This window comes from Intrasporangium sp., assembly GCF_040414665.1.
Lineage (GTDB): Bacteria > Actinomycetota > Actinomycetes > Actinomycetales > Dermatophilaceae > Intrasporangium.
The window spans coordinates 1-17,087 of record NZ_JBEDUL010000177.1; the positions used below are offsets into that span (position 1 = coordinate 1).

Here is a 17,087-nt window from a genome sequence, read left to right on the forward strand (position 1 = left end):
AGGCAGGATCAGTCCGGCTGCGGCCAGCAGCTCGAGGGCCGCGATGGCCCGGAGCGTGCCCGGACTGAAGTCGAGCACCCACTCGGCGGCATGGCCCGCCGAAGCGATTCGCTCCCTGGGCACGAAGGCCTTGGACGTGCTGACGAGAAGGACGGCGGCAAGCAGTCCGGCAACGATCCACAGGGCGAGGTTCATGGTTCTCCTTCTTCGGATTGGTTTCTCGGCCAGAGCTCTGACCACCATGAGGACGAGGCCGGCCGCCGTGGTGTGACGCTCCCGGCGTGGCCGCCCTGGTCGTACTGCTCCTCGGGCTCGTTGGAGTTGCCTTGACGCTCGACGGGCCTGCGCTCCCGCCAACGGCCCGGATGAGCAGAAACGAGTGATCCCCGCTTCGTGTGGCGGTCACAATGGCACCGTGGCTGCTACGGCGCATGACGCCCATTCGTCGTCGCACCAACCGCCGCCGGGGTCGAGGTGGGTGGATCTCGACGGGCCGGTCCACTATGTCGACTACGGAGGTCCGGAGGACGGGCCGCTGCTCCTGCTCGTACACGGACTCGGCGGTTCGGTGCTCAACTGGGCTGCGACCGCGCCGGCGCTTGCCGAGACGTGTCGCGTGTTGGCGATCGACCTCGTCGGCTTCGGGCGCACGCAGACGCTCGGGCGGTCACCGCGCATCGCCGACAACCTCGCCCTCCTGGCCCGTTTCATCGACGAGGCCATCGGGCACCCGGTCATCGTGGTCGGTAACTCCATGGGCGGCCTGCTGGCACTGCTCCTCGCGGACCTACGTCCGGATCTCGTGTCCGGTTTGGTTCTCGTGGACCCAGCAGTCCCGGTCGGGCCCATGGCGCGCCCGGACCCCCTCGTCACGCTCATGTTCGGCGCTTACGCCGTCCCCGCTGTTGCTCGGGTGTTCATGTCTCGTCGGCGCAGCCTGGTGTCCGCCGAGGCGCAGGCAATGGCAGTCCTTCGGCTGTGCTGTGTCGACACGCGGCGGGTGCCAGAGGACGTTGTCCAGCAGCACCTGCTGCTGGCTCGGGAGCGGCAGGACCTCCCTGACGTCGACGCCGAGCTGGTCGTCGCGGGTCGCTCTCTGGTTCTCGTACTCGCCCGGCGCCGGTGGCTCTACGCACTGATGGGCCGGATCAGCGCGCCCGTACTCCTGCTTCACGGATCTCGAGACCGACTCGTGCCCATCGCCGCGGCAAGGACCGTGGCACGGCGGAACCCGACGTGGCGGTTCGAGGTCGCCAAGGACGTTGGCCACGTGCCCCAGCTCGAGGTGCCGCGGTGGACCAGGGACCGCATCAGCGAATGGCTCCGCTCAGAGGGTGCGATTGCGGTCCTCGGTGCGCGCCCTGAGCGCACGCCCTAGCGTCGTGCCGCCTCGGTAGTCCGTGAACCACCTCGTGCGTAGATCGCGTCAATCTCGCCGGCGTACCGCTCCATGACCACCTGACGCTTCACCTTGAGGGTCGGAGTGAGCAGGCCTCCGTCCACGGTGAAGTCCTCCGCGAGGACCGCGAACTGCTTGATTGCCTCGGCGTTGGACACCGCCTTGTTGGCGTCGTCGACCGCCGACTGCAGCTCGGCGAGCAGGGCCGGGTCCTCGCGCAGCTGCTCGGGCGCTGCCTGCTCGGTCCGCCCGTGCTGGGCTTGCCACTGGGGCAGCACCTCGGCGTCGATCGTCAGCAGGGCCGCGACGTACGGGCGCCGGTCGCCGACGACAATGCACTGGCTGAGCAGCCAGTGGGCTCGGAGCCGGTCCTCCAGGACGGCGGGGGCAACGTTCTTGCCGCCCGCGGTCACGATGAGGTCCTTCTTGCGTCCGGTGATCGTCAGGTAGCCGTCGTCGTCCAGTGAACCGAGGTCACCGCTGCGGAACCAGCCATCCTCGTCGAAGGCCTCTCGCGTCGCCTCCTCGTTGTGCCAGTACTCCTGGAACACGGTCCCACCCTTGAGGAGCACCTCTCCATCTTCCGCGATCCGGACGGCGCAGCCTGGCACGGGTCGGCCGACTGTCCCGATTCGTTGCTGGCCCGGCACGTTCAAGGTGACGCCGGCACACGTCTCGGTCAAGCCGTACCCCTCGAGCGGGTTGACGCCGACACCGCGGAAGAAGTGGCCCAGCCGAGCTCCGAGAGGCGCTCCACCGCTGACGATGTAGGCGACCTCCCCGCCGAGGGCGGCTCTCAGCTTGCCATAGACGAGACGGTCGAACACGGCGTGGCGAAGTCGCAGCAGCAGGCTGGGCCCGCCGCGATCCAGGGACTCGCTGTACTCCCGGGCCGTGGTGTCTGCGAGGCCGAAGATCCAGCCCTTGCCCTCCGACGCGGCCTTGTGCTTGGCGGTGTTGTAGATCTTCTCGAAGACGTACGGCACGGCCAGGACGGCGGACGGCTTGAAGTCCTTGATGAGGGGAACAGCCTTCTTGGCATCACTGCTGTGCGCCAGGTGCACGCGGTTGTGGACAGCAGCCAGCTGGATGACGCGAGCGAGGATGTGAGCAACCGGGATGAAGAGCAGCGTCTTGCTCTGGTCGTTGAAGACCAGCTCGGTGACGTTTCTGGCGGCGACGACGTTGCGGACCTCGGACAGGAGGTTGGCGTGGGTGATGACGCAGCCCTTGGGCCGTCCGGTCGTCCCCGAGGTGTAGATGATGGTGGCCAGCGAGTCGCTCCGCCGCGACGTGCGTCGGCTTTCCACCTCCGCTGGAGCGATGTCACGGCCGGACGCGGCAAGCGCCTCGAGGGCGCCGGCGTCGAAGATCCACACGGTTCGCACGTCGGCCGCGCCGTCGCGAACGGACTGGACGGTCGTGGCCAGCTCGGCGTTGGCGACGAAGATCCCGACGGCACCAGAGTCACGCAGGATCCAGTCGACCTGTTCTGCTGAGGAGGTCTCGTAAATGGGAACGGTCACACCCCCGGCCATCCAGATGGCGAAGTCGCAGAGCATCCACTCGAAGCTCGTTCCCGCCATGATCGCCACACGGTCGCCCGGGGCGAGGCCCCAGGCCATGAGACCGGCAGCGACATCGGTCACCTGGGTGGCGAGCTGCGCATGTGTGACCGGCACCCAGGCACCATCGACAAGACGCGAGTAGCCGACCTCGGACCCGTGTTCTCGTGCATTGATGAGCACGTCGTCGGTGAGGGTGTCGTGTGGTTCAGGTAGGTAACGGGTGGGCTCGGAGAATTCGTGCATGACTCGCCTCGGAGAAGGTAGGAGGAGTGTTTTCGGGAGGAGTTGAGAGCGCGATCAGCTCGGTGATCGCCTGCTGGATGCCGTCCGCCAGGACGTGGAGGTCGCGGATGGAGTCGCGGTCCCCCGTGATCCCCCATGCCAGCCCGCCGGCATAGGACGCGACGCCGATCGTGATCCGCAGGTCGACCCCGAGGGGGATGTAGGGGTACAAGTCGGTCATTCGCCGGCCCAACAGGAAGAGCGGCTGCTGCGGCCCGGGGACGTTTGTGGTGACGGTGCTGAACATTCGTTGCGGGCTGTGTGCCCACGTCTTGACGCCAAGGGCGAAGAGGCTGCCCGGCAGCAGCTCAGCAGCCCCCAACAGAGCATCCGCGCCAAGAGCCGTCCCGCTGTTCTTCAGGGTCACGAGTTGCGCTGTGACGGCATGGAGCCGATCGAGCGGATCATCGAGTCCGACTGGAAGGTCTGCGAACACCGCCGACACCCGGTTTCCCAACCGACCGCGCTCATCGAGGTGACGTGTCGATACAGGGACCATGGTGCGCAGCGTTCGCCCTTCGACCTGTTGGCCTCGGGACTGCAGCCAGGTGCGGAAGCCGCCCGTGATGGCTGACAGCACGACATCGTTCACCGTTCCGCCATGGCGGTTCTTCACCTCCTTGACGGCGTCGAGGTCGACGCGACCCCATGCCCAGTCCCTGCGGGGCCCCAGCGGACCGTTGAGACCCAGCTCCAGGTGGGTCAGCTGCTCGCCGAAGCGCGCCATGCCGAGGACCTCCGCCATGCTTTCGGGGATGGCCTTCGGGCGCAGGGCGCGCGCCACGCTCTGGATCGTCCGGGCCGGGGAGGTGACCATCTCGACGAGCGCGTTCAGCGTCAACTGGAGGGCCGTCGGCTCCCTGCCCGGGGTCCACGGAGCCGGCGTCGGCGTCTCGGGCACGCCGGCGAAGGGGCTCGTCGTGAGGAGCCTGCTGATGATGTCCGCCCCGGAGATGCCGTCGATCATCGCGTGGTGGTTGCTGTTGACCAGAGCGAAACGTCCCCCCTGCAACCCCGTCACGAGCCACGTGTGCCAGAGGGGCCGGTCGAGGTCGAACGGCCGAGAGACCAGCTGCACGGCGAGGGCGCGCAGAGCAGCGTCGGTGCCGGGCGGACGCAGCGTGCGGTGACCGACGTGGGCTCGCAGGCGGAACCGGGGGTCATCAACCCACACGGGGAGAGCGAGGTCGAGCGGGACCCGGCGCACGTGCTGCCGGTAGCGCGGCAGAGCAGGCAGCTGAACCTCGATCGCCCTGCAGACCTCGTCGTACGGTGGGGCCGGCCCCTCGAAGATGAGAGCGGACCCCACATTGAGTGCCTGCACGTCACGCTCGAGATGGAGGAAAGACGCGTCGAGCGGGCTCAGCCGTCGCATACCTCGATGGTGTCGCGCCCTCCTGCCCACGAGTCCGGCCATTGGTCCCGGAGTCTCGTCACATCCTTCGATCCTCCCGGGATGCCATGGGAACTGGGGTCGTTCCTCCGCCGCACGGGTGTCGCACTCGATCCAGGCCCAGCAGGTCCGGCTCCACGGTCCACCCGTGGCAGCGAGCGCTGACGGCGTCAGACCGCCTCGACGTGAGCCGTCAGGTGCGCGGCTGCGCGGGCCAGCGCTGCAGACACCTGCTCCACGGTGTCTGCCCCTTCGGCCGGGTCAAGGCCCTCGCCGAAGAGGGCGAGCTCGTCGAGGCGCTCGGCGAACCGGAGCCAGGACGAGCGGCGGTGCGGCAGCAGGAAGCTGGCTCGGTAGGGCAGCTGGAAGTTGGCCCCCGCAGTGGCACCCGGATGCTCGGGTCCTACGGGGAGGCGGGCGAGGAGCAGGCCGAGCGGCTTGATGGCCTGGAACATCAGGCCGACTGCCGTCGAGGCGAGCACCTGCCTCTGCTCGGGTGTCTCGTGGCCGAACGCGAAGTATCGCGCGATCATCTGCAACAGGAGCTCGTACACGGAGTTGAACAGATCCGAGCACCCTCCGGTGGCGGCGTCGGTGATGTAGACATCCGGTTCGATCCCCTCCACCGGTCTCATCCCGGCAGCGACCACGGGGTGAGCCGGCTCGAAGACTGGGTCAACTTCGCGGATCGCCCGATACTCCCCGAGCGCCCGCAGGAAGCGGCCGTAGTGGGCGATCTCCCAGTCGCCAGTCGCCCCCTCGCCCTGCTCGACGATGCGCTCGATGGCCCGGTTGGCCCCCGCCAGGTCGGTGATTGGTCCGAGGTCGGGCCAGCGAAAGGTCGTTTCCTCCGCTTGGTGGAACGCTGGTCCGATGAACAGCCGCTCCTCCCCCAGCACGTCGGCCAGTCGTGCGAAACCGCGTTCCACTGAACGGTAGAGGTGACCCTGCGTGGAGAAGTCCTGCCCGCGCGGCACGATCTCCTCGGCACGCATGGGTGCTAGCGGCGGCCCTGTTTGCTGGAACCCGTCGGCGTCCGCCAGGTCCACGCCCTCCGGGCGCTCCAGGAAGACGAAGTGCTGCAACGCCGTCTCGCCGAAAGGGAGCAGCCGCAGCTGCACGCCGGCTGGATAACCCTTCGCCTGATGGGGGAAGTGTGGCCGGCTCACATAGGGCGCGGACCCGACGGAGATGAGCAGGTTCTGCACCACCGCCCAGTGCAGCATCTCCTCGGCCGCCACGTCCAACACCACCCGGCGCCACCGCTCCACCGAGGCGATCTGGTCAGCCCGAAGTCCCGGACCGCTCGTGCTCTTCAGACTGAACGCAGCATAGAGATACTGGCACATCAGGGCGTGCTCGAGCTCGCCGGCCAAACTCAGCAGGTAGGTCAGCTCCTTGCGCCGTTCGACCACGATGGGTGACTCGTCCGCCACACGAGAACGCTAGTTGACGGAGGTCCTCCCGCACTTCGAGATGGAGATACTCATAGGTGCCGTCGAGCGCGAAGCGGCCCCTAATCCGTCGGTCCAGGGTTCAAGCCCCGGCTCCCTCACTGACGCTCGTCGTCCCGAGGGCCCGCGCCTTCAGGTGCTCGAACTCCGTCTGGGTGATGGCTCCGTCGTCGAGCAGCTTCTTGGCGGACGCGATCTGGTCGATGCTCGCATCGCCACCGCTCGAGCCGACCACGGAGCGCACGTACTCGGCCTGCTGGTCCATCAGTTGCTGGCGGGCCTCCATCGAGCGCCTCGTCATCCCGCTGCCGCGAGCGATGAGATAGACGAAGACGCCGAGGAACGGCAGCACGATGATGAAGATGCACCACAGTGTCTTCGCTCCGCCGCCCAGGTCGCGGTCACGGAAGATGTCGGAGAACACATAGAACAAGCACATGATCCAGGCGACGAAGATGAAGAACTCGAACATCGCGAGCAAGAACGACCCGTTGTTGTCGAACATCTGACTGCCTTCCGGTGTGGAGAGTGCTGGACCGCGGTGGTCCACGCCTGACGGTCCGTCCGTTGCTGGCAGGCGGCACGTCAACGTGCCTGCTCATTCCATCGCGTCCGCCGACTGTGCGCCTCATCCCAACCGGATGGTTTTTGGGGGCCTTCCAGGCCCTACCGTGGAGTCGGCGCCGGACCGGCAGCAGCGGGTGCCAGCGCCACTACCAATGCACCGCTTTGGGAGGCTCGGAATGACAACAAGTGTGGAAGCAAGAGGTGGCACAACGGAGGGACGCGGACTGCGCGGTGTCGCGACCATCGGACTGCTCCTGATCATCTTCGGCGCCATCATGTTCGTCGCCGGGGTTGGGACATGGGTCGCGGTGGCCAACGAGCTGTCCGCCGAGAACATCACTGTCTCGGAGGACGCGAGCCGCTTCGCAGGCGCGACCGTGGACACCCCATGGGAGGCCTACGCACAGGCCGATGTGATCAACAAGCACGCCCTGGAGGCGTCCGGCGGCAAGACGTACGCCCAGCTCGACCGCAACGACCCTGTGCGCGCGACGGTGATGAACGCTTCGTTCCTGCGGGCGTCGCTCTTCACCTCTGTCGTCGCCTTCGGCGTGGCGTTCATGGCGGCGGCGCTCGGCGTCGGGTTCATCCTTGCCGGTTGGGCCTTCAGGCGCGTCGCTCGACGTGCCGACGTCGTCTGACCTCACGCGGACTGCAGCACCGTAGATCTGGGCGGTTGCCTCACTGCCCAGATCCCGCTGCACGCGTGCCCGCCTCTACTCGCGCGATGCGTCCTCGTCCGCTTGCGCAGCGCGCTCATGGAGGTCGGCCCGGTCGAGATCACCCACGGACCTGGCCAGCTCGGCCGCGCTCCGGTGCGCTTGCGCTGCCCGGGCATGCCCGAGACGGGACGACTCCTCGGCGGCCTCCCGGCGTTGCTCGGCGGACTTCAGCGACTCCTGCGCCCGTGCGGCGTCCTCGGCTTGCGCCGCTTCCCCTCTGCGAAGCCGGCCCAGGCGCACCGACAACTGCACGAGCCTCGCTGCCGCCGCCTCGCGGCGCTCGGCGGCACCATCTCGTGCATTGAGGGCCATGGTCAATCGTCGCACGGGGGCCGTTTGGGAGCCATGGCCCGCGCCTTGGTGCGGGTCAGGACTCGAGGACCTCCATGAGCAGGCCGTGGACTCGGGGCGGGTCCGGGCGAGTGGGCAAGGATGGCGCCGGATGAGCCAGCGCCGGCCCCCGCCAGCCGGGATGCAATGACGTGCACCTCCACCGGCTTGCCCCGCCGGTTGACCGCGTTGACCCGGATGGACTCCCCGCCCTTGTTGCTGCCGTCGGCGAGCTGCCGCCGCAGAATCGGTCGCAGCTGCTGGAGAGGGAGGCCGATGTCGAGGGTCAGCAGGTGCTCGCCGACCGCCTCCTCGGTGCGGACGCCCCAGAGGTCCTGCGCCTTGGCGTTCCACGCGGTGATACGGAGATCCTTGTCGACGACGGCCACTCCGGCGCTCATGCTGTCGAGCACGGCGGCCATGAAGCCGTTGAGGTGGTCGACCTCGTCCTGCCGCTCGCGGAGCGCCTCGTTGGTGATGTGCAGCTCGTCGTTCATGGACTGGAGCTCCTCGTTCATCGTCTCCAGTTCTTCGTTGGTGGACTGGAGCTCCTCGTTCGTCGTCTCGAGCTCCTCGACGGTCGACTGGAGCTCCTCGTTCGTCGTCTCGAGCTCCTCGTTGGTGGACTGGAGCTCCTCGTAAGCCGTCTCCAGCGACCGGTTCGCATGCTCCAGCTCCTGCTGGAGCTGCCGGTAGTGCGTCACGTCGTTGAAGATGACGGTGGAGCCGAGCAGGTTGCCGAGCTCGTCGACGAGCGGGATGAACTGCAGATCGAAGGAGAGCGGCTCCGACTCCGCCCGAGCCCAGGGCACACCTCGGACCCAGACCGTCCGGCGCTCACGGACCGCTTGGGAGATGGGCGTGCGCAGCTCGATAGGACGATAGGACACCTCGAGGTCCTGGATCGGCCGGCCGATGTCCTTGGGACCAAGGCCGAAGTAGTGCGCGGCCCGGGCGTTGGAGAAGGCGAGCTTGCCGTCGCTGTCCAGCACGAGCTGCGCCGAGGCCGACGACATGAGGGCCGCCTCCCGCAGCCGGGCGTGGTGCGTCGCCTCCGTGCCAGAAGTCTCGGTGGGCAGCTTCCCGAGACCGGGCCGGGCGCCCGGTGGCACGACCTTGGTGAAGAAGCGGCGGTTCAGCTCGATCGGCTGGAAGAGCCTTGCGTGGCTCAGCAGCATCTCGGCGCGCCCCAGGAACAGCACACCGTCGGGGTTGAGGGCGAAGTGCAGGCGCTGCAGGATCTGGGCCTGGGTCTCGGCGTTGAAGTACATCAGGGTGTTTCGGCATGCGAGCACGTCGACGTGGGAGATGGGCGCGTCCTGGACGAGGTCGTTGCGACCGAAGATCACCGACCGCCGCAGCTCCTTGCGGAAGGAGAACCCCTGCCCGTTGCGCTCGAAGTACTTCTCGCGCAGCTCCTCTGGCACGCCTTGGATGGCCTGGTCTGAGTAGACCGCCTGTCGCGCGGCGGCGAGGGCCTCGTCGTCAACGTCGGTGGCATAGATCTTGACCCGGTCGCGGAACTCCTCGATGCCGAGCTGCTCGGCGAAGAGCATCGCGAGGGTGTAGGCCTCTTCGCCGGAGGAGCAGCCCGCGCTCCACGCGCGGATCGGCTGGCCTTCCTTGGCCTCGAGCAGTGGTGGAAGCACCTTGGTGTCCAGGTACTGCCACGCCTCCCGGTCGCGGAAGAACGCGGTGACATTGATGAGGATGGTGTTGAACAGCGCGGTGAACTCGTCGGCGTTGACGAGCAGGTAGTCGCGATAGGCCTCGAAGCTCGTGACGCCCACGACCTGCATCCGTCGACGGACGCGACGCATGATCGAGGCGCGCTTGTAGCCCGTGAAGTCAAAGCCTCGAAGTTCCTTGACGTCCTCCAGCAGCCGCTCGAAGTGGGGATCGGTCTCCGTCACCACACCATGGTCCTCTCAGTTCGGGGCTGGCCGCTCACGCGCCGTCCACGGCCTCGGTCGCGGGTAACGCCCCGCCCAGTTCGTCGATCAGGTCCCGGACCAGCGCGGCTGCCTCCAACGCGTCGCGGGACTGCCCACCGAAGGATTCCGCCGTGAGGTGATGCCCGCGCTCCTGCGCCTGCTCCGCAAGCTTGCTCGTGAGGGCAGCTTTCTCCTGAAGGCTGCGCAGGGCCATCCACAGAGCCGTCTCGTGCGATGCCGACTGCTGCGCGACAAGGCTTTCGGTGGACCAGGCATGGCCGACGCGGCAGCGGTACCGCACCATCCCTGCCTCGGTGATCTGGAAGAGAACCCCTTGGCAGTCGGGGCAGGAGAACCCGGAGGGTGTGCCCGGACGCTCCGGGTCGTCGAGGGCGTCGGGCTCGAGGTCAGCCATGGCAGTCTCCGCCTTCATCAGACTACTGGGATCGGCAGGTGGGTCGGGTAGGGCCTCGCCGACGAGGCCGGCCAGGATCGCGGCGAGCTCGGCAACGGGCCCGACGAAGTCGACGCCACCCGAGTGGACGGCCGCGCGCGGCATGCTCCCGTGGAGCGCCTCGTCCGGGTCCTGCGCGACGCACGTCCCACCCCTGAGCTTTACGGCGACACTTCCGGCCGCGCCGTCATCCAGAGCCCCCGACAGGATGACGGCGACCACGCGCGGCCCCAGCACCCGGGCCGCGCTCCGGAACAGGACGTCGATGGCGGGACGGTGCCCGTTCTCCTTCGGGCCGTGACTCAGGGTGACGGCATCGTCATGGACGATGAGGTGGCGATCCGGCGGTGCGACGAGAATCTCCCCGGGGGTCAGGTGATCACCCTCCTCGGCGTGCCGGCAAGGAAGCAGGCTGGACCGCGCGAGGATCTCGGGCAGGGCGCTCCGGCCGCCCGATGGGATGTGCAGCACGACGAGGACTGCCGCCGGGAAGCCCTTCGGCAGGCGGCGGACCAGCTCCCGAAGCGCCTCGACACCTCCCGCCGAGGCCCCGACCACGACGACATCTCGTTTCGGCATGGCGTTCCGCTCCCTGGATGGTCGTGTGATCAGCCACAGTCCTGAGCTGTCTCCTCGAAGCATTTCCGGATGACGGCCCGTTGTCCACTCCCAAGGGTGGCGGGCGGCGGCGCAGCGGGTATGCAATGAACGAGGACGACATGAAGGAGCCTGAGATGTCGTGGACAGACGAGGACCGCCACGGTCTGGAGGAGTGGGTTCCCGGCTTCGAGCTGCACCTGAACCACGTCCGGCGCCGATTGGACAGCCTGCCCGACCTCGGCAGAGATGCGACGACGGACGAGGCAACGCTCCGGCAAGACCTCGAGGTCGCGCACGAGGAGCTCCGCGTGGCCGCCGAGGAGGTGCGGGTTCAGCACGAGACCCTCGAGACGCTGGTCCGTCAGGAGCGCACGCTCCACTGGCAGCACGAACGCCTCTTGGCGCTTCTGCCGACGCCGATCCTCACGACAGACCGGGAGGGACGCATCCGCACCGTCAACTCCGCCGCCGCGGGACTGCTCGGTCTCAGTGTGGACCGCCTGCTGCGAAAGCCCTTCCAGGTGTTCGTCGAGGTCGCAGACAGGCCAATGCCGCGGCAGGACCTCAACCGCTGCAGCGTGTCAGGCGGTGACTTCCGTCGTGCTGTGACGTTGCACGGACGGTCCGCCGAACGTCGGGTGGAGGTGGTCGTCACGGCGGCGGAGGGCAGGCTCGCGGATCGCGAGCTGACGTGGCTGCTGCTGCCCGAGGCGCCTCATGGCAGGACGGCGGGCACGCTGGACCGTCAGCAAGTGCTGCTGGCGCTCACCGAGCTGACGCTGATCCCGATCCACGCCTCGGACAGCCATGAGGTGTTGGCCCGCGTGGCCCGGATCTGCCGTGACGTCTTCGGTCCGGACAGCTCCGTGAGCGTCACTGTCGGCGACCCCTCGAATCCCACCATGCTCGCTACCACGACCACCTTGGCGCAGCAGGTCGATGGCGCACAGATCGATGCGGGGGAAGGCCCGTGTCGGACGGCCTGGAAGGAGGCGCGGCTGGTGTGGTCGGACGACCTTGCCCACGACGACCGCTGGCCCGCTCTTGCGCGACGTCTCGCTGACGTTGCGGTCCACCGCGTGCTCGCGGCGCCGGTGCAGCTCGGCGGCCAGGTCATCGGCGCACTCAACGTGTACGAGCCTGCCGCAGAGACCCTCGACGAGGTCACCGAGGCGGCGCACGTTCTCGGCACGGCCACGGCTGCCGTGCTGTTCGAGCTCGACGCCAAGGCTGAGCTGCGGCACACGACCGAGAACCTGCGGACCGCCCTCGAGTCGCGGCCCGTCATCGACCAGGCCAAGGGGATTCTCATGGCCAAGTACCGCTGTTCGCCGGAGAAGGCCTTCGAGGCTCTGCGCCGCATCAGCATGACCCGCAACCAGAAGCTGCGCACCGTGGCAGAACACATCGTTGCCGAGGTGTCTGACAGCGGCTGACCTCGCGTGCCCGCTGGGCAGGAAGTGAGCGTATGCCGCTGAGCCGGCTCAGCGGCATACAGCTGAGTTTGTCTGTGGCTGAGTGCAACTCATCGTGTGCGGCGGCGGGACCGCGCCAGTCCGACCAGGGCGAGCACGCCAAGCAATCCGAGAGCACCGCCGCCGAGAACAACGGGAAGGACGTCGGCCTGCGTGCCAGTCGCCGGCTGCGAGGCTAAGGTCGGCTCCGCTGATGGAGCGGCTGGCAGCGGGCTCTCACGCGGTGTGACGCGAGCCGTGGTCGTCGCCGACGGCTCCGCCGACGTGCTGGGAGTCGCCGGCGATGTTGGCGTCGGGCCCTGCACCGCTCCCGTGCTGTCGAGCTGCGTGTGGTTCGCCCATAGGTACTCGCGGATCGTCAGACCCGATCCATGCACCTCGGCGGCGACCTCGCGGCCGAGGTAGCGGTAGTGCCACGGCTCGTAGCGCAGGCACGTGCGGTCGTTCCAGCGGGTGCCCCCCTTGCCGCGTGGGTAGCTGTTGACCCAGCCGTACTTCCACGAGTTCTCCCGCATCCAGCGACCCGCCGCGGTCGTGGCCCAGTCGCCGGGCAGTGGGTTGCCGCCTCCGGCGCTCATGAAGTCGACGCCGAGGCCGAGCTGGTGCTCCGAGTGCCCCGGGCGCTGTGAGTACGTGATGGCGCTGTTCTGGCCGTTCTGACGGGCATAGCCGGTGAAGATCTGGACCTGCTCCGCGTAGCTGCGGTAGCCGCTCCACACGCCGATGGGCGCACCGGCTGCTCGCGCGGCCCTCGCCATCGCGCGGGTGTCCTCGACCGCCACCCCTCGGATCCGGCCACCCCCGGCGAGGCCCGCCTCACGGACGTTGACGAGGTCCGGAGGCACGTAGTCCTTCTCGACGCGCAACAGCCGGTCGACCAGGGTCACGCTCCAGTCGTCATAGCCGCGCGGCACCGTGTAGACGTCCCCGAGATCGCACGAGGGAAGCCGCCCGACCGCCTGCGCCGGTTGCGGGGCGGAGCCCGACACGACGAGAGCGGCGACGACGAGCACGAGGGCACGTCGAGTGGGTTCGGCAATGTCCATGGCTCACCTCGGTGCTCACCATAGCCACCGCCATGGGCGCAGCGTCAGGAATGGAGAAGCGCACCCTTCGCGCCGCGGCTAGCGTGAGGGTCATGACGGGCACGGCCACGAAGATCGATCCAGACTCGCGAGCATTGCCGCTCGCCGACAGCCACGACATGATCCGCGTGCATGGAGCGCGGGTCAACAACCTCAAGGACGTCAGCGTCGAGATCCCGAAGCGTCGCCTGACGGTCTTCACCGGCGTCTCGGGCTCGGGCAAGAGCTCGCTCGTGTTCAACACGATCGCGGCAGAGTCGCAGCGGCTGATCAACGAGACCTACAGCGCCTTCGTCCAGGGCTTCATGCCGACGCTCGCCCGGCCCGACGTCGACCTCCTCGACGGGCTGACGACGGCGATCATCGTCGACCAGGAGCGCATGGGGGCAAACCCGCGCTCGACCGTGGGGACCGCCACCGACGCCAACGCGCTGCTGCGAATCCTCTTCAGCCGTCTCGGCACACCGCACATCGGGTCGCCGCAGGCGTTCTCGTTCAACGTCGCATCGATCTCCGGGGCGGGGGCGGTCACCGTCGAGCGAGGCGAGTCGTTCACCAAGGAACGGCGCAGCTTCAGCATCACGGGCGGTATGTGCCCCCGCTGCGAGGGCATGGGATCGGTCACCGACTTCGACCTCACGGCCCTGTATGACGACAGCAAGTCCCTCAACGAGGGTGCGCTCACCATCCCCGGCTACACGATGGATGGCTGGTACGGCCGGATCTACCGTGGCAGTGGGTTCTTCGACCCGGACAAGCCGATTCGCAGGTACACCAGAAGGGAGCTGCACGACCTGCTCCACAAGGAGCCGACCAAGATCAAGGTCGAGGGGATCAACCTGACCTACGAGGGGCTGATCCCGAAGATCCAGAAGTCGATGCTCTCCAAGGACGTCGACGCGATGCAACCGCACATTCGGGCCTTCGTCGAGCGGGCGATCACGTTCACCACGTGTCCGGACTGCGACGGCACCCGCCTGAGCGAGGCCGCCCGGTCCTCGAGGATCAGGGGAAAGAACATCGCGGAGATCTGCTCCATGCAGATCAGTGACCTCGCCGACTGGGTTCGCGACCTCGACGAGCCGTCGGTCCGCCCGCTGCTCATCGGACTGCAGCACCTGTTCGACTCGTTCACCGAGATCGGGCTCGGGTACCTCTCACTCGATCGTCCGGCGGGGACTCTGTCAGGCGGAGAAGCCCAGCGGACCAAGATGATCCGTCATCTCGGTTCCTCCCTCACCGACGTGACCTACGTCTTCGACGAGCCGAGCATCGGCCTGCACCCTCATGACATCGAGCGGATGAACCGGTTGCTGCGGCAGCTGCGCGACAAGGGCAACACCGTGCTCGTCGTGGAGCACAAGCCGGAGATGATCGCCATCGCCGACCACGTCGTCGACCTCGGTCCCGGCGCCGGCACCGGTGGAGGGACGGTCTGCTTCGAGGGTTCTGTCGAGGGACTGCGCAGCAGTGGGACGATCACAGGTCACCACCTGGACGATCGGGCAGCGCTGAAGCCGACCGTTCGGACGCCCTCGGCAGTGCTCGAGGTCCGCGGCGCGAGCACCCACAACCTGCGCAGCGTGGACGTCGACATCCCGCTCGGCGTCCTCTGCGTCCTCACCGGCGTCGCAGGCTCGGGCAAGAGCTCACTCATCAATGGCTCGGTGTCCGGCCGGGACGGGGTGGTGACGATCGACCAGGGTGCGATCCGTGGGTCACGTCGCAGCAACCCGGCGACGTACACCGGGCTGCTCGACCCGATCCGCAAGGCGTTCGCCAAGGCCAATGGCGTCAAGCCGGCCCTGTTCAGCGCCAACTCCGAGGGCGCCTGCCCGGCGTGCAACGGCGCCGGCGTCATCTACACCGACCTCGGCCCGATGGCGAGCGTGGCGTCGCCCTGCGAGGAGTGCGAGGGCAAGCGCTTCCAGGCGGCCGTGCTCGAGTATCGCCTGGGCGGCCGAGACATCAGCGAAGTCCTGGCCATGCCGGTCGCGGAGGCCGAGCAGTTCTTCGGCGACGGGGCCGCAAAGGTGCCTGGCGCTCACGCCATCCTCGACCGGCTCGCCGACGTGGGGCTCGGCTACCTCAGCCTCGGCCAGCCGCTGACCACTCTGTCCGGCGGTGAGCGGCAGCGCCTGAAGCTGGCCACTCACATGGGCGAGAAGGGCGGCGTCTACATCCTCGACGAGCCGACCGTCGGACTGCACCTCGCTGATGTCGAGCAGCTGCTGGGGCTGCTCGACGGGCTCGTCGACTCGGGCAAGTCGGTGATCGTCATCGAGCACCACCAGGCCGTCATGGCGCATGCCGACTGGATCATCGACCTCGGCCCGGGCGCGGGGCACGACGGTGGTCGCGTCGTGTTCGAGGGCACGCCCGCCGACCTCGTCACGGCCCGAAAGACCCTGACGGGCGAGCACTTGGCGGCCTACGTCGGCACGGTGTGAGCCATGCGCGCGAGCCGCTCCCATCAGCCAAATCACCGGAATCTTGGGCCGGTTCCGCCCCGAGGCTCCGACGATCACCCTATGGTGGAAGCACCGGTTGGCACCGCGACGCGGGGGCGTCCGCGATGGTGACCGGCCCGAGGTCCAGTCAGGAGGCCCCGGTCCGCAATCGATCTGCCCGATGGGGGTGCCTGCCCGTGCAGGAGCCGATCAGGCCGAAGAGTGGCCCGACCGTGGTGCACATCAGGGTGCGCGGTCGGACCTTGACGTTTGCGGCCGGTGTCACCCTCGTCGCCCTGCTGCCCTTCCTCGGCGGCAGCGCACCACAGGTCTCCCGGCAGTCGGTCGTCCTCGCAGCTGGCGCCGCAGCCGCCGCTCCAGCCGGCACCCCAGAGGCCTCCGCGCCTGCCTACCCCCAGGGCGTCTCTGCGGACCTTGCAGGAGCCATGTCCGGCATCTCGTCGGCCATCGGCGGCGGGCTCTTCCAGTTCCCCAGCCTCGCCCTGCCCCCGGGGATGGTGCCACCGCTGGCCTCCCCCCTGCCCGACCAGCAGTCGCAGCTGCGTTTCATCCGTCCCGTGCTCGGCGGGGAGGCGTCCGGCTTCGGGCCACGGATGCACCCGGTCCTCGGGGTGCCGATGTTCCACACCGGCATCGACCTCGCCGCCTCGTGCGGGACGCCCATCCGGGCCGCGGCCGCCGGCACCGTCGTCTACGCCCAGGTCTCTCCGTCGTGGGGTGCTCGGACGATCATCCAGCACAGCCCCAACCTCAAGACGGCGTATGGCCACCAGTCGAAGTTCCTCGTCAAGGAGGGCGACGTCGTCAAGCAGGGCGACATCATCGGCCTCGTCGGCACGACCGGCTGGTCCACCGGATGTCACCTGCACTTCGACGTCATCCTCAACGAACGCTATGTCGACCCGGGGCCCTATCTCGGCCTGCCGAGCTCGAATGTCGCCAGCATCCCGTTCGTGCCCTCTCCCCCGACGGTGCGCGACCCTCGTGGCCTGCCGGTGCACGTCGAGGACGGCGACGTCCCCATCCCGGCCACGAGCGGGACCTCGAGCCTCTGGATCAAGCCGCCGACGTCGACAACGACGAAGCCACCGTTGATCTCGCCTCCCACCTCCAGCCCGACCACACCTCCCACGACGCCCCCCACGACGGACCCGACGACGCCTCCGACGACGGACCCGACCACGCCTCCGACGACGGATCCCACGACAGACCCGACCACTCCTCCGACGACGGACCCCACGACGTCCGAGCCGCCGCCGACCACGTCCGAGCCGCCGCCGACCACGTCCGAGCCGCCGCCGACCACGTCCGAGCCGCCGCCGACCACGTCCGAGCCGCCGCCGACCACGTCCG

The 17,087-nt window shown here is 68.2% G+C and carries 14 protein-coding genes; 5 read left to right on the top strand and 9 right to left on the bottom strand.

Annotation, left to right across the window (positions count from 1 at the left end):
- Positions 1–195: DoxX family protein (locus ABF401_RS20070; RefSeq protein WP_353511364.1), on the bottom strand; the 195-nt coding region annotated here is incomplete at its 3' end.
- A 220-nt stretch (positions 196–415) separates the two neighbouring features.
- On the opposite strand from ABF401_RS20070, the gene ABF401_RS20075 reads away from it, so the two are divergent.
- A complete protein-coding gene (locus ABF401_RS20075) occupies positions 416–1,378 on the top strand; it encodes an alpha/beta fold hydrolase (RefSeq protein ID WP_353511365.1) in 963 nt (320 codons plus the stop codon).
- Here the strand turns inward: ABF401_RS20075 and ABF401_RS20080 are convergent.
- The 4 genes from ABF401_RS20080 to ABF401_RS20095 form a co-directional block, all read right to left on the bottom strand.
- Positions 1,375–3,210 carry an AMP-dependent synthetase/ligase gene (locus ABF401_RS20080; protein ID WP_353511366.1) on the bottom strand — a complete coding sequence of 612 codons (1,836 nt, stop codon included), beginning with the start codon at positions 3,208–3,210 and terminating at the stop codon, positions 1,375–1,377. The two genes, ABF401_RS20075 and ABF401_RS20080, sit on opposite strands and share 4 nt — an antisense overlap.
- Entirely contained in the window at positions 3,173–4,624 is a 1,452-nt protein-coding gene (locus tag ABF401_RS20085; RefSeq protein ID WP_353511367.1) for a WS/DGAT/MGAT family O-acyltransferase, read from the bottom strand. The genes ABF401_RS20080 and ABF401_RS20085 overlap by 38 nt, the downstream gene beginning before the upstream one ends.
- A 188-nt stretch (positions 4,625–4,812) precedes the next feature.
- Entirely contained in the window at positions 4,813–6,078 is a 1,266-nt protein-coding gene (locus ABF401_RS20090; RefSeq protein WP_353511368.1) for a ferritin-like domain-containing protein, read from the bottom strand.
- A gap of 100 nt (positions 6,079–6,178) precedes the next feature.
- Positions 6,179–6,601 (bottom strand): SHOCT domain-containing protein, encoded by a 423-nt coding sequence (locus ABF401_RS20095; protein ID WP_353511369.1) that lies wholly within the window; start codon positions 6,599–6,601, stop codon positions 6,179–6,181.
- A 238-nt stretch (positions 6,602–6,839) separates the two neighbouring features.
- Here ABF401_RS20095 and ABF401_RS20100 point away from each other — a divergent pair, with 238 nt between their 5' ends.
- Complete coding sequence (locus tag ABF401_RS20100; protein WP_353511370.1) at positions 6,840–7,304, top strand: aromatic ring-opening dioxygenase LigA; 465 nt, start codon at positions 6,840–6,842, stop codon at positions 7,302–7,304.
- Positions 7,305–7,379: 75 nt separating this feature from the next.
- On the opposite strand, the gene ABF401_RS20105 is transcribed toward ABF401_RS20100, so the two are convergent.
- Genes ABF401_RS20105 through ABF401_RS20115 form a run of 3 tightly spaced genes read right to left on the bottom strand, consistent with a single transcriptional unit; the run spans position 7,380 to position 10,682 of the window.
- Positions 7,380–7,697 (bottom strand): hypothetical protein, encoded by a 318-nt coding sequence (locus ABF401_RS20105; RefSeq protein WP_353511371.1) that lies wholly within the window; start codon positions 7,695–7,697, stop codon positions 7,380–7,382.
- Positions 7,698–7,699: 2 nt separating this feature from the next.
- On the bottom strand, positions 7,700–9,628 hold the full coding sequence (locus ABF401_RS20110; protein WP_353511372.1) for a CheR family methyltransferase: 1,929 nt from the start codon (positions 9,626–9,628) through the stop codon (positions 7,700–7,702).
- 34 nt (positions 9,629–9,662) lie between these two features.
- Entirely contained in the window at positions 9,663–10,682 is a 1,020-nt protein-coding gene (locus ABF401_RS20115; RefSeq protein WP_353511373.1) for a chemotaxis protein CheB, read from the bottom strand.
- A gap of 140 nt (positions 10,683–10,822) precedes the next feature.
- Between ABF401_RS20115 and ABF401_RS20120 the strand changes: the two genes are divergently transcribed.
- The gene (locus ABF401_RS20120; RefSeq protein WP_353511374.1) at positions 10,823–12,139 is read left to right on the top strand and encodes an ANTAR domain-containing protein; all 1,317 of its coding nucleotides are present in this window, start codon (positions 10,823–10,825) and stop codon (positions 12,137–12,139) included.
- Between the two features lie 89 nt (positions 12,140–12,228).
- Here ABF401_RS20120 and ABF401_RS20125 read toward each other — a convergent pair whose 3' ends face one another.
- Positions 12,229–13,224: a M15 family metallopeptidase gene (locus ABF401_RS20125; RefSeq protein ID WP_353511375.1), complete on the bottom strand. Its 996-nt coding sequence runs from the start codon at positions 13,222–13,224 to the stop codon at positions 12,229–12,231.
- A 92-nt stretch (positions 13,225–13,316) separates the two neighbouring features.
- Here ABF401_RS20125 and ABF401_RS20130 point away from each other — a divergent pair, with 92 nt between their 5' ends.
- On the top strand, positions 13,317–15,713 hold the full coding sequence (locus ABF401_RS20130) for an ATP-binding cassette domain-containing protein (protein ID WP_353511376.1): 2,397 nt from the start codon (positions 13,317–13,319) through the stop codon (positions 15,711–15,713).
- Positions 15,714–15,910: 197 nt separating this feature from the next.
- Positions 15,911–17,087: M23 family metallopeptidase (locus ABF401_RS20135; protein WP_353511377.1), on the top strand; the 1,177-nt coding region annotated here is incomplete at its 3' end.